The organism is Caulobacter sp. D5, from assembly GCF_003185805.1.
In the GTDB taxonomy this organism is placed as follows: Bacteria; Pseudomonadota; Alphaproteobacteria; order Caulobacterales; family Caulobacteraceae; genus Caulobacter.
Map to the genome: position 1 here is coordinate 1 of NZ_QHJY01000132.1, position 12,727 is coordinate 12,727.

Here is a 12,727-nt window from a genome sequence, read left to right on the forward strand (position 1 = left end):
GGGCTGCGGGGCGCCGGGGCGCGGGGCGCGGCGGCGGCCGGCGCGACCTTGGCGATCTCGGTCCCGGTGTGGAACCGCGAGACCAGCTCGGCCAGCGACGAAGCCTCGTTGCGCAGGCAGGCGGCCGCCGCGGTGGCTTCCTCCACCATGGCCGCGTTGCGCTGGGTCACCTGGTCCATCTGGTTGATGGCGGTGTTGACCTGGTTGAGGCCCGTGGCCTGCTCGTGGGCCGACTGGGCGATCTCGGAAATCAGGGTGTCGATCTCGGCGATGCGGCCGACGATGCCGTTCAGCGACTGGCCGGTGTCGACCACCAGCTTGGCGCCGCGGTCGACCTGGGCGCTGCTGTTGGCGATTAGGGTCTTGATCTCCTTGGCCGCCTCGGCCGAGCGCTGGGCCAGGGCCCGCACTTCCTGGGCGACGACGGCGAAGCCGCGGCCCGCCTCGCCGGCCCGGGCCGCCTCGACGCCGGCGTTCAGCGCCAGCAGGTTGGTCTGAAAGGCGATCTCGTCGATCACCCCGATGATCTGGCCGATCTTGCCCGAGCTCTGCTCGATCTCGCCCATGGCCTCGATGGCGTCGCGCATGATCTCGCCCGAGCGGGTGACCTCCTGGCGCGTGGTCGAGGCGGCGGTCGAGGCCGAGCGGGCGCCTTCGGCGCTGCGGCGCACGGTGGCGGTGATCTCGTCCAGGGCCGCGGCGGTCTCTTCCAGGGCGGCGGCCTGCTGCTCGGTGCGCTTGGAAAGGTCTTCCGACGCCCCGGTGATCTCGTTGGAGCCGTTGTGCACGCCGTTGGTCGACGAGCCGATCTGGTTCATGGCGTCGCGCAGGGCGGCCAGGGCGGCGTTGTAGTCGCTCTTGATCGAGGCGAAGCGGCCCTCGAAGGCGGCGGTGATGTCGGCGGTCAGGTCGCCGGCGGCCAGGCGCTTGAGGTTGTCGGCCAGGGTCAGGACCACGGCGCCTTGCTCGGCCTCGGTCCTGCGCAGCGTCTCGTTGGCCAGCCGTTCATGCTCGGCCTGGGTGATGTCGGTGCAGAACTTGATGACCTTGCTGGGCTTGCCGTCCGCGTCGAACACGGGGTTGTAGGCGCCCTGGATCCAGATCTCGACGCCGCCCTTGCCCTGGCGCTGGAACTTGCCGGCGAAGAACTCGCCGCGGCCCAGGTTCAGCCAGAACTGCTTGTACTCGTCGCTGCGGGCGAACTCCGGATCGGCGAACATGCTGTGGTGGCGGCCGCGGATCTCGTCCAGCGAATAGCCCACCGTCTTCAGGAAGTTGGTGTTGGCCGTCAGGATCGTGCCGTCGAGCTCGAACTCGATGACCGCCTGCGAGCGATGGATCGCCGCGACGGTGGCTTCGAGCTCGGCGAGGCGCTGGTCGGCCGTATCGCGACCGCGCTTGAACGACAGGAATGACATCGGATCCGAGCTCCGCCGGAAGGCTAGCGGCGGGGTTCGCCACGACCCAAGGGTGAGCTTCGATCCGTTATTCCCTGCTTAACAACGTTCTTCGAAATCTTGCATCAGGTGCGTCGGATTGACGCGAGCAACAATTTCAACGCCTTAAGTCCCATTGTCGACTCAAGAGCTTATTGCAGATCGTAGACGATCCGGCGAAATCCGCGATTTCGGATATCCTGATTTTACTTGGAATACGTAATCTGCACCTGGGATTGCTTAACAGCCATCCGTTCAGCCGAGACTGGCGGCTTCCTGGCCGCGTTCCTTGAAGCGAACGACGCCTCGCGGGGGCTCGCGCTCAGGGCGAGCCAGGTCGACGACGAAGGGCGCGATCTCGGCCGGATCCTGCACGGTGGCCTGATCCTCGCCCGGGAAGGCGAGCGCCCGCATCTTGGTGCGCATGGCGCCGGGGTCGATGCAGAAGGCCCGCACTGCGGTGTTCTCCATCTCGTCGGCATAGCAGTCGACGATGGCCTCCAGCCCGGCCTTGGAGGCGGCGTAGGCGCCCCAGAAGGCCCGGTGGCTCTTGGCGACGCTGCTGGTCAGGAAGATGGCCCGGCCGGCGTCGGAGGTGCGCAGCAGCGGGTCCATGGCCCGGATCAGCCGCCAGTTGGCCGTCAGGTTGGTCGACAGGATCATGTCCCAGCCCTTGGGGTCGAGGTGACCCACCGGCGTCAGGGCGCCCAGCACGCCGGCCGCGCCGACCAGGATGTCGAGCTTGCCGAAGCGCTGGTGCAGGGCCGCGCCCAGGTGATCCAGGCCGTCGGCCTCGCGCAGGTCCAGCGGCACCAGGGTGGCGTGTTCGCCGGTGGCGGCGAAGATCGCGTCGTCCAGGGCCTCCAGCGCGCCCTGGGTGCGGCCCAGGGCCACCACATGGGCGCCGGCCTGCGCCAGGCCCAGCGCGATGGCGCGGCCGATGCCGCGCGTGGCGCCGGTGACTAGGGCGATGCGGCCGGCCAGCGGCGTGTCGGTGGTGGTCATGAGCGTTTCCTGCGCCTCCATTTTACGTTCAGAGCGTGATGGCCGCCGAAACCGCTTACGCTTTCGGCTATCACGCTCTGGCGGGCGTTTGTCTTTGTCTAGTCAGGCTTCGTCGGCGGGCCGCGCGCCGTAGCGCTGCGCCAGCACCGAGCAGGCCATCAGCTGGATCTGGTGGAAGATCATCAGCGGCAGCACCAGCACCCCGGCCGTCGCGCCGGGGAACAGGATGCCGGCCATCGGCACGCCGGTGGCCAGGCTCTTCTTGGAGCCGCAGAACACGATCGCCACCTCGTCGGCCTTGGAGAAGCCCAGCGCCCGGGCGCCGAACATCGTGGCCAGCATGACCAGCGTCAGCAGCACGCCGCAGACCAGCAGCAGCACGATCAGCTCCAGCGGCGAAACCTTATGCCAGAGGCCCTCGACCACGGCGGCGCTGAAGGCCGAATAGACCACCAGCAGGATCGAGCCGCGATCGACGCGCCCGACAAGGGTCTTGTGCTTCTCGATCCACTTGCCGACCAGCGGCCGGGCCAGCTGGCCGGCCACGAACGGCAGCAGCAGCTGGACGACGATCGACTGGATCGACTCCCAGCCGCCGACGTCGCCGTGGGCGTTCATCAGCAGGCCCACCAGCACCGGCGTCAGGAAGATGCCGAACAGGTTCGAGGCCGAGGCCGCGCAGACGGCGGCGGCGACGTTGCCGCGCCCGATCGAGGTGAAGGCGATCGACGACTGCACGGTCGAAGGCAGGCAGGCCAGGAACACCATCCCCGCCGCCATGGTCGGCGACAGCACGCCGGCCTTGCTGATGGCCAGGCCCAGGACCGGGAACAGCAGGAAGGTGAAGGCCAGGATCGTCAGGTGCAGCCGCCAGTGGGTGATCCCGGCGACCACGGCCTCGCGCGACAGTTTGGCGCCGTGCAGGAAGAACAGCAGGGCGATGGCGACCTTCACCACCCAGCCGGTGATCTCGGCCGCCTGGCCCCGCACCGGCAGGAAGGAGGCCAGCACCACCATGCTGAACAGGGCGATGATGTAGGCGTCGATCTTCAGCTTGGAGAGGACGGCGGAAACGGGATTGGCCAAGGGGCGACTCTCACAGGGGGCGTCGCCCGGTCTCTCCGGACGATCCGAGCGGCCGAACCAGACAGGCCGTATACCGGGTTAGCGCAGCTTGGGTCCTTCGAACAAGCCGAAGGACCCGAAAGGCTGGCGTCAGGCGCTGAGCAGCGACAGCTGCTTTTCGGCCTGGTCGTTGCGGCCCTCGGCGATCTCGCGATCGGTCAGGCGCGTGGGATAGTCGCCGGTGAAGTAGTGGTCGGTGAACTGCGGGGCGGCCGGATCGCGCGGCGCGCAGTCCAGGGCCTCGTACAGGCCTTCGACCGACAGGAAGCCCAGGCTGTCCACTTCCAGGAACTTGGCCATCTCTTCCAGCGACTTGGTCGCCGCCAGCAGCTGTTCGCGCTCGGGCATGTCGATGCCGTAGAAGTCGGGCCACTTGATCGGCGGGCTGGCCGAGCGCAGGTGCACTTCCTTGGCGCCGGCCTCGCGGACCATGCGGACGATCTTCAGCGAGGTGGTGCCGCGCACGATCGAGTCGTCGATCAGGATGACGCGCTTGCCTTCCAGCACCGCGCGGTTGGGGCTGTGCTTCATGCGCACGCCCAGTTCGCGAACGCCCTGGGTCGGCTGGATGAAGGTGCGGCCCACATAGTGGTTGCGGATGATGCCCAGGTCGAAGGGCAGGCCGCTTTCGGCCGCGTAGCCGATGGCCGCCGGCACGCCGCTGTCGGGCACCGGCACCACGACGTCGGCCTCGACGCCGGTCTCGATGGCCAGGCGGCGGCCCATGCGCTTGCGCACCTCATAGACCGAGCGGCCGTTCACGACGCTGTCGGGACGGGCGAAGTAGACATATTCGAACACGCAGGGGCGGGCGGCCGGGGCCGCGAACGGGCGCAGCGATTTGACGCCGGTGTCGCTGATCACCACCATCTCGCCGTGCTCGACGTCGCGCACGAAGCGGGCGCCGATCATGTCGAGGGCGCAGGTTTCCGAGGCCAGGACGGGCTTGCCGTCCAGGTCGCCCAGCACCAGCGGGCGGATGCCCAGCGGGTCGCGCACGCCGATCATCTTCTTGTTGGTGATGGCCACCAGGGCGTAGCCGCCTTCGATCTGGCCGATGGCGTCGATGAAGCGATCGACGATGCGGGCCTTACGCGAACGGGCGATCAGGTGAAGGATCACCTCGCTGTCCGAGGTCGACTGGAAGATCGCGCCTTCCTGCACCAGGCGCTCGCGCAGGGTCAGGAAGTTGGTCAGGTTGCCGTTGTGGGCCAAAGCCAGGCCGCCCGTCTCCAGGTCGGCGAACATCGGCTGGACGTTACGGATGCCGCTGCCGCCGGCCGTGGAATAGCGGGTGTGGCCGATGGCCATGTGGCCCGGCAGGCGCTGGACGAGGTCGGCGCCGGTGAAGGCGTCGCCCACGTGGCCCATGTGGCGCTCGGTGTGGAAGCGCTGGCCGTCGAAGGCGGCGATGCCGCAGGCCTCTTGCCCCCGGTGCTGCAGGGCGTGCAGGCCCAGCGCCGCGATGGCCGAGGCGTCCCGCGCGCCGAACACGCCGAACACGCCGCACTCCAGGCGCAGGGTGTCATCCTCGGGATCACGCCAGGGCATGGACGAGAAGCGGTCGGTCGACTGGCCGAAAGACGTCATCGCGATTTCTCCACCAGATCGTCGGACTTTCGACGCTGGTCCTTATCATAGCCTTCTTCGCCACGGTCGGCGTCGGACGGTTTGTCGCTGGCGCCGTCGCGGACCGCGTCCTCGATGGCGGGGGCCAGCTTGCCGGCAAGTCCGGCGCCCTTGGGGGCGAACACCTTCAGCACCCGGGCGCTGGCGTTGGACAGCGGATAGAAGATCGAGTCCGACACCCAGGCCGGCACGCGGTCGCGCGGCGTGGCCATGTGGAAGACGAGGTTGAAGACGCCCAGGACGACGAGGGCGCGCAGCAGGCCGAAACCCAGGCCCACGAGGCGGTCCAGCATGCCCAGCGCGCCGTCGGCGTGCAGGGTCTTGGTCAGCTGGCCGCCGATGAAGCGCAAGGCCACGAAGGCGACGACGAAGGTGACCAGGATCGCGGCGGCCGTGGCCGCCCAGTCCGGGTCCATCAATTCGCGGAAGAGCGGGCCGGTCAGGCGCAGGCCCAGCAGGGCGACGACGGCGGCGACGATGAACGACAGCGCCGAGGTCAGCTCGCGCGAGGCGCCGCGAAAGAAGCCCACGGCGCCGGAAACCAGCAGGATCAGTCCGGCGATGATGTCGAACGGCGTCACGCGTGCGAGCTCCAGATGTCGTTCTCGATTCTACGGACCGCGTCGGCCAGTCGCGCCGCGCCGGCCACCGGCAGGGCGCCGCCGCCTTCGGGCAGGCCCGACAGCGGTCCCAGCGCGCGGCCGAACCCCAGCTTGGCGGCTTCCTTCAAACGCGACTCCATTCGGCTCACGGGCCGGATCTCGCCGGAGAGGCTGACCTCGCCGAACACCACGCAGTCCTGCGGCAGGGCGACATCCATGGCCGAAGAGGCCAGAGCGGCCGCCGCCGCGAGGTCGGCGGCGGGTTCGGTGATCCTCAGCCCGCCGGCGACGTTCAGATAGACGTCCTTGTCGCCAAAACCAAGGCCGCACCGCGATTCAAGCACGGCGAGCACCATGGCGAGACGCCCGGAATCCCATCCGACCACGGCGCGTCTGGGCGTTCCGTAGGCGGACGGGGCCACCAGGGCCTGGAATTCCACCAGAACCGGGCGCGAGCCCTCGATGCCGGCGAACACCGCAGCCCCCGCCGCGCGCTCGCCGCCTTCGTTGAGGAACAGGGCCGAGGGGTTCTTCACCTCGCGCAGGCCGATGTCGCCCATCTCGAAGACGCCGATCTCGTCGGTGGCCCCGAAACGGTTCTTGGCCCCGCGCAGGATGCGGAACGGATAGCCGCGTTCGCCCTCGAAACTCAGCACGGCGTCGACCAGGTGCTCGACCACGCGCGGGCCGGCGATCTGGCCGTCCTTGGTGACGTGGCCGACCAGCAGGATGGCCACGCCCTGTTTCTTGGCCAGGCGCACCAGCTCGGTGGCGCAGGCCCGCACCTGGGTCACCGTGCCCGGACCGGCCTCGTGGGCGTCGCTCCACATGGTCTGGATCGAGTCGATGACCACCAGGTCGAACTTGTCCCGTTTCAGCCCGTCGAGGATGTCGCGCAGGCTGCTCTCGGCCGCCAGCTTCACCGGCGCGCCGGCCAGGCCCATGCGGTCGGCGCGGCCGCGGATCTGCTCCACGGCCTCTTCGCCCGAGATGTAGGCGCAGGACACGCCCCGGCTCGAGGCGTTGGCGCAGACCTGCAGCAGCAGGGTCGACTTGCCCACGCCCGGGTCGCCGCCGATCAGGATCGCCGAGCCCGGCACCACGCCGCCGCCGCAGACCCGGTCGAACTCGTCGACGCCGGTCAGGATGCGGGGCGGGGCGGGGGTGTCGCTTTCGAGGCCGGTGAACTTCAGGCCGCGGTTGCGCGTGGCCTTGGTGGCCGACAGGCTGCCGGGCGCGCGGACGCCGACCTCCTCGACGAGGGTGTTCCAGCTCTGGCAGGCGGGGCATTGCCCGGCCCACTTGGTCTGGACCGCCCCGCAGGACTGGCAGGCGTAGACGGCGCCGTCGCGGGCCATGGGGTCTTCCTGATTCTCGAATGGGTGGAGACTACAGGCTGGAGCGTCGCTGCGCCAAAGCCGGACGCAGCTGCATCGCTCCAGCCTGTCGCCGAACCTTGTTCCCGTTTTGCGCGCGTTGCGTATAGATAGACACCGGGGGGCGCAGACTCAGGATCTTTCTGGAGGCGCCTAAATGTCCGTGGTCGAACCCGGAGTTGTTTCGTCCGATCTCGTGAGCCGCGTGAAGCGGCTTCTACTTTCTCCATCCGCCGAGTGGGAGCGGATCGACCCGGAACCCGCCACCATCAAGGGGCTCTACGTCGGATACGTCTGCATCCTGGCGGCTATTCCGGCGGTCGCGGGCCTGGTGGGCAGCCTGGTCTTCGGCAATGGGATCCCCGGACTGGCCGTCATCAAGCCCGCGCTGATCCCGGCCATCATCGGCACGGTCGTGGCCTATGGCCTGTCGCTGCTGTCGGTGTTCCTGCTGGCGCTGATCATCGACGCCCTGGCGCCGTCCTTCGACGGCCAGAAGAACAGGATCCAGGCCTTCAAGGTCGCCGCCTATTCCAACACCGCCGGCTGGCTGGCAGGGATCTTCAGCATCCTCCCGGCGCTTGGGATCATCGGCGGCCTGCTGAGCCTTTATGGCCTCTACCTGCTCTATACCGGCCTGCCGCGACTGATGAAGTCGTCCAAGGAGAAGTCGCTCGGCTACACCGCCGTGACGGTGATCTGCGCCATCGCGCTGTTCTTCGCCGTGGCCGTGGTCACCAGCACGATCGCGGGCATGGTGGCGCTCGGCAGCTATGCGGCCAGCTCCAAGGTCTCCGGCGACGGCGGCTCGCTGACGGTCGGTGGCAACACGGTCGATCTCGGCAAGATGCAGGCCGCCTCCAAGCAGCTGGAAGCCGCCGCGGCCTCGGCCGAAGCCGGCAAGGGCAAGCCGCTGACCTCGACCGACGTGCTCAAGGGCTTCCTGCCGGCCTCGTCGGGCGGTTTCGCGCGCACCACGCTCGAGGCCCACTCGGCGGGCGCCGCCGGCGCGGGCATGGCCTCGGCCCAGGGCGACTACGAGAAGGACGGCCGCCGCTTCAGCCTGGCCGTCACCGATCTGGGCGCGCTGGCGGGGCTGACGGCCATGGCTTCGGCCATGAACGCCCAGACCTCGACCGAAACCGCCACCGGCTACGAGAAGACCAACACTACCGGCGGCCGCCTGGTTTCCGAAAAGTGGGACCGCGAGGCCAAGTCCGGCAGCTACAGCATCGTCGTGGGCAACCGCTTCACGATCGAGGCCAATGGCGAGGCCGACAGCGTCGACGACCTCAAGAAGGCCGTGGCCTCGGTCGATGCGGGCCGGCTGGAAGGCCTGGCGAAGTAAGGGAAAAGGGCGGGGCCGTCAGGCCTCGCCCAGCACCACGCGGCGGGCGCGGCCGGCCAGGCGTACGAGCAGTTCGTAGGACGTCGTGCCCGCCGCCGCCGCCGCGTCGTCCACCGGCAGGTTGGGGCCGAACAGCTCGACCATGGCGCCAGGACGGGCGGCGTCGCAGTCGGTGATCTCCACCGCGATCAGGTCCATCGACACGCGGCCCAGGATCCGGCGGCGCGCGCCGTCGAACCACACCTGGCCGCTCGGGCTGGTCGAGCGCAGCACGCCGTCGGCATAGCCGCAGGCCAGGATCGCCACGCGGGTGGTCTCGCTGGCCGTGAAGGCCGCGCCATAGCCGATCGACTCGCCGCGCGGCACCACCCGCACCTGCAGGATCGGCGCTTCCAAAGTCGCCACGGCCTTGATCCGCTCGTCGGCCACGTCGCGCGGCCCGCCGCCATAGAGGCTGATCCCCGGCCGGCACTGGTCGAAGCGATAGGCCTCGCCCAGGAAGATCCCGGCCGAATTGGCCAGGCTCCGGCGGGCGTTGGGGAACAGGGCGGCCGCGTCGGTGAAGCGGGTCAGCTGGCGGCCGTTGAGCGGATGCTCCGGCTCGCCGCCGCAGGCCAGGTGGCTGATCACCAGCGAGACGTTCAGATGCTTCAGCCGGTCCATCGAGGCCGTCAGCACCGCGGCCTCCTCGTGGCGCAGGCCAAGCCGGTTCATGCCGGTGTCGATGTGGATCGCCGCTTCCAGCGTTCCCTTGCCGGCCTGGCTGTTCCAGGCCTCGACCTGCGGCAGGCTGTTGAGCACGGGGATCAGGCCGGCCTGCGCCAGCGTGGGTCCCGAGCCCGGCGTCGCCCCGTCCAGCACGTGGATCGCCGCCTCGCGCTCGCCCAGCGCCTTGCGCAGCGCCACGCCCTCCGACAGCCGGGCGACATAGAAGGCCCGCGCGCCCTCGTCCCACAGGCGGCGAGCGACCAGGCTCGCGCCCAGGCCGTAGCCGTCGGCCTTCACCGCCGGCGCGAGCTCGGTCCCGCCGGCCTGCGCCTTGAGGGTCGCGTAGTTGGCCGCGAGGGCGTCCAGGTCGAGGGTCAGGCGAGCTTCGGTCACGGCTGCGGAGGTAGCCGACCCGCGCCGCCAAGGCCAGTGCAGATGCTGTGGAGATGCGCCTCAGCGCGTGCTCAGGAACTGCGTCACCAGGGCCTCGACGCCGCTGGCGACGATCTGCACGCCGATGCACATCAGCAGGAACGCCATCAGCCGCGACATCACCCGCGCGCCGTTGACGCCCAACAGCGACAGCACCCGGTCCGAGGCCCGGTAGAACACCCAGACCATCAGGGCGATGACCGCGACGGCGAGGCTGGCGCCCAGGAAGAACGGCGCGACCGAATGACCCTCGGCCGGGCGCTGGGAGGAGAGGGCGATCGCTACCGAGATCGCGCCCGGTCCCGTCGTGAACGGCATGGTCAGCGGGAAGAAGGCCATGTCCTCGGCCCGGCCCTTGGCGGGCGAGGCGGCCTGGTCGGCCTTGCGCTCCTCGTGCTCCTCGGGCGTCATCAAGAGCGCCCAGGCGCGGATCGCCACGACGAGGCCGCCGGCCACCCGCAGCGCTCCCAGGCTGACCCCGAAGAAGTTCAGCACATAGCCGCCCAGCAGCAGCGAGCCGAGCAGGATGCAGAAGGCGTAGAGCGCGATGGTCGGCGCCAGGCGCCGGCGCGTCTCGGCCGGATGGTCGGCCAGCATCTGGTGGAAGATCAGCGCCGCCCCGACCGGATTGACGATCGAGAACAGGGCCGGGAAGGCCAGCAGGAACGCCCCGACGAAGGTCGTGACGGGCAGGGGGCTGAAGTCCATCGGCGGCGCTCTTTCCTGAATCGCGCGCCGAGCCTGACCCGGCGCGCGTCCGGAAGGAAACGCTATTCGTCGCTGCCCGACCGCATCTGGTGGAAATAGTGGTCGCGCGACAGGTTGCCGAAGCGGGTGGTGTCGCTGTTGAACGACAGGCGCACCGTGCCGATGGGACCGTGACGCTGCTTGGCGATGATCACCTCGGCCAGGCCTTGCAGCTTGTCCATTTCTTCCTGCCAGGTCAGGTGCTCGGGCGTGCCCTCGCGCGGCTCGGCCCGGCCGACATAGTAGCTTTCGCGGAACACGAACCAGACCATGTCGGCGTCCTGCTCGATCGAGCCGGATTCACGAAGGTCGGACAGCTGCGGCCGCTTGTCCTCGCGGCTTTCGACCTGACGCGACAGCTGCGACAGGGCGATGACCGGGCAGGCCAGTTCCTTGGCCAGGGCCTTCAGGCCCATGGTGATCTGCGAGACTTCCTGCACGCGGCTGGCGTTGGACCCGAGGTCCGAGCCGGTGACCAGCTGGAGATAGTCGACGACGACGAGGTCGAGGCCGACCTGGCGCTTCAGGCGTCGCGCCCGGGCGGTCAGCTTGGCGATGGAGATACCACCGGTGGCGTCGATATAGAGCGGCGCTTCCTGCAGCTCCATGGCCGCGTCACGCACCCGGCCGAACTCCGAAGCGTCGATCTCGCCCTTGCGGAGCTTGTCGCCCGACACGCCGGAGGCGTCGGCCAGCATACGCAGGGCCAGCTGCTCGGCGCTCATTTCCAGCGAATAGAAGGCCACCACCCCGCCGCTGACGGTCTTGCGGCTGCCGTCCGGCTGGGGCTCCCAGGCGTATTTCTTGGCGACGTTGAAGGCGATGTTGGTGGCCAGCGCGGTCTTGCCCATCGAGGGGCGGCCGGCCAGCACGATCAAGTCGGAAGGGTGCAGGCCGCCGATCTTCTGGTCGAGGTCGATCAGGTCCGAGGCCAGGCCCGACATGCCGCCGTCGCGCTGGAAGGCCTCGGCGGTCATCTCGACGGCGCCGCGCAGGGCGTCGCCGAAGCTGACGAAGCCGGAGCTGGCCGTGCCGCTTTCGGCCAGGGTGTAGAGCTGCTGTTCGGCGGACTCGATCTGGTCGCGGGCCGGGCGCTTCTCGTCGCCATGGCCGTGGGCGGCCGCGGCGATCTCGCCGCCGATGCGGATCAGGTCGCGGCGCAGGGCCAGGTCGAACACCGCCCGGGCGTAGTCGCCGACATTGGCGGCCGGCGGGGCGCGGTCCACCAGGTCGGCCAGATAGCGGATGCCGCCCAGCTCCTGGAACGCTGTGTCGTGCTTGAACTCGTCGGCCAGCAGGATCGGCTCGGCCAGCTGGCCCTTGCGGATATGCGTCTCGATCGAGCTGAACAGCCGCTGGTGGAAGGGCTCGTAGAAGTGGCGCCCCTGCAGGCTGTCGGTCAGCCGCTCATAGGCCGAGTTGTCGTACAGCAGCACGCCCAGCAGCGCCTGCTCGGCTTCCAGGTTGTGCGGGGCGACGGCGATAGTGGGGGCGTCCTGCGCCGGAGGGCGCAGATCAAGAGCGGGTACGAGCGACATCGTCATAAGTTAACGCGAACGCCGTCCGGGCGCTTGGAAGAGCATGATGAACGGCGAAGATGAATGGGGATGTTCTGTGTATATCTCTGTTGAACGACAAAAGGGGACGCAGCGTCCGCCACATCCTCCTCGCGCCTTACGCAAGGTCAGGTTTCACCAGTTGTAGCTGACCCGGGTGTAGAGGAACCGGCCGTTGAAGCCGAACGGCGAGTAGTTGGGGAAACCGACCACGCCGCTGGTGCTGTTGACGGCCGCCGGGGTGCGGTTGGGATACTCGTCGAACAGGTTGTTGGCGCCGACGGCCCAGGTCAGGTTCTCGCCGAAGGTGCGGCGGGCTTCCAGGTCGATCACCGCCTTGCGGCCGGTCCAGTAGTCGAGCGAGGCCGTGGCGTTGGGCTGCAGCACGGTGCCGTAGCCGGTCAGCTTCAGGGTCGCCCCCCAGGGGCCGTTGCTCCAGTCGCCGCTGGCGACGAACTTGGTGCGCGGCGTGCCCCGCTCGAAGGTCAGGACGTTGACCCGGCCGAACAGGGTCGGCGGGACCGGCAGCGACGACAGGGTGTTGGTCGTCGGCAGGCGGGTGACCTCGGTCTCGTTGTAGTTGCCCGCCAGGGTCAGGTCGAAGCGACCGGCTTCCTCGGCGTCCAGGCGGTAGCGCAGCACCACGTCGACGCCCTTGGTGGTGGTGTCGACGCCGTTGATGAAGAACCGCGCGGTGGTCACGCCATAGGGCTGCAGCAGGGTGTAGATCGCCTGCTGGGTCGCCGTGCCGGTGGCGCTGCCC

Annotated in this window: 10 protein-coding genes and 1 pseudogene; 1 reads left to right on the forward strand and 10 read right to left on the reverse strand. The window is 69.0% G+C overall.

Features of this window, described 5'->3' with window-relative positions; translation table 11 throughout:
- The 6 genes from DMC18_RS09695 to radA all read right to left on the reverse strand — a co-directional run.
- Positions 1 to 1,418: methyl-accepting chemotaxis protein (locus tag DMC18_RS09695; protein WP_110132896.1), on the reverse strand; the 1,418-nt coding region annotated here is incomplete at its 3' end.
- A gap of 273 nt (positions 1,419 to 1,691) precedes the next feature.
- Positions 1,692 to 2,441 (reverse strand): SDR family NAD(P)-dependent oxidoreductase, encoded by a 750-nt coding sequence (locus tag DMC18_RS09700; RefSeq protein WP_110117825.1) that lies wholly within the window; start codon positions 2,439 to 2,441, stop codon positions 1,692 to 1,694.
- 102 nt (positions 2,442 to 2,543) lie between these two features.
- A complete protein-coding gene (locus DMC18_RS09705; protein ID WP_110117817.1) occupies positions 2,544 to 3,527 on the reverse strand; it encodes a bile acid:sodium symporter family protein in 984 nt (327 codons plus the stop codon).
- A gap of 129 nt (positions 3,528 to 3,656) precedes the next feature.
- Positions 3,657 to 5,156: an amidophosphoribosyltransferase gene (gene purF, locus DMC18_RS09710; RefSeq protein ID WP_110117818.1), complete on the reverse strand. Its 1,500-nt coding sequence runs from the start codon at positions 5,154 to 5,156 to the stop codon at positions 3,657 to 3,659.
- A complete protein-coding gene (locus tag DMC18_RS09715) occupies positions 5,153 to 5,776 on the reverse strand; it encodes a CvpA family protein (RefSeq protein ID WP_110117819.1) in 624 nt (207 codons plus the stop codon). The genes purF and DMC18_RS09715 overlap by 4 nt, the downstream gene beginning before the upstream one ends.
- A complete protein-coding gene (gene radA / locus DMC18_RS09720) occupies positions 5,773 to 7,155 on the reverse strand; it encodes a DNA repair protein RadA (RefSeq protein WP_110117820.1) in 1,383 nt (460 codons plus the stop codon). Before radA ends, DMC18_RS09715 begins: the two co-directional genes overlap by 4 nt.
- Positions 7,156 to 7,378: 223 nt before the next feature.
- Between radA and DMC18_RS09725 the strand changes: the two genes are divergently transcribed.
- A complete protein-coding gene (locus DMC18_RS09725; RefSeq protein ID WP_233248108.1) occupies positions 7,379 to 8,521 on the forward strand; it encodes a Yip1 family protein in 1,143 nt (380 codons plus the stop codon).
- Positions 8,522 to 8,539: 18 nt separating this feature from the next.
- On the opposite strand, the gene alr is transcribed toward DMC18_RS09725, so the two are convergent.
- The 4 genes and pseudogenes from alr to DMC18_RS09745 all read right to left on the reverse strand — a co-directional run.
- Positions 8,540 to 9,622, reverse strand: coding sequence for an alanine racemase (alr, locus tag DMC18_RS09730; RefSeq protein ID WP_110117822.1), 1,083 nt, complete (start codon positions 9,620 to 9,622; stop codon positions 8,540 to 8,542).
- A gap of 60 nt (positions 9,623 to 9,682) precedes the next feature.
- A complete protein-coding gene (locus DMC18_RS09735) occupies positions 9,683 to 10,369 on the reverse strand; it encodes a MarC family protein (RefSeq protein WP_110117823.1) in 687 nt (228 codons plus the stop codon).
- A gap of 62 nt (positions 10,370 to 10,431) precedes the next feature.
- Positions 10,432 to 11,952, reverse strand: coding sequence for a replicative DNA helicase (locus DMC18_RS09740; RefSeq protein WP_110117824.1), 1,521 nt, complete (start codon positions 11,950 to 11,952; stop codon positions 10,432 to 10,434).
- 147 nt (positions 11,953 to 12,099) lie between these two features.
- Positions 12,100 to 12,727: pseudogene (locus DMC18_RS09745) on the reverse strand (TonB-dependent receptor); the annotation flags it as partial.

Bases quoted from the DNA above. Each gene is read 5' to 3' on its own strand.
- DMC18_RS09700 (WP_110117825.1), bottom strand. From the start codon at position 2,441: ATGACCACCACCGACACGCCGCTGGCCGGCCGCATCGCCCTAGTCACC.
- purF (WP_110117818.1), bottom strand. From the start codon at position 5,156: ATGACGTCTTTCGGCCAGTCGACCGACCGCTTCTCGTCCATGCCCTGG.
- radA (WP_110117820.1), bottom strand. From the start codon at position 7,155: ATGGCCCGCGACGGCGCCGTCTACGCCTGCCAGTCCTGCGGGGCGGTC.
- DMC18_RS09735 (WP_110117823.1), bottom strand. From the start codon at position 10,369: ATGGACTTCAGCCCCCTGCCCGTCACGACCTTCGTCGGGGCGTTCCTG.
- DMC18_RS09740 (WP_110117824.1), bottom strand. From the start codon at position 11,952: ATGACGATGTCGCTCGTACCCGCTCTTGATCTGCGCCCTCCGGCGCAG.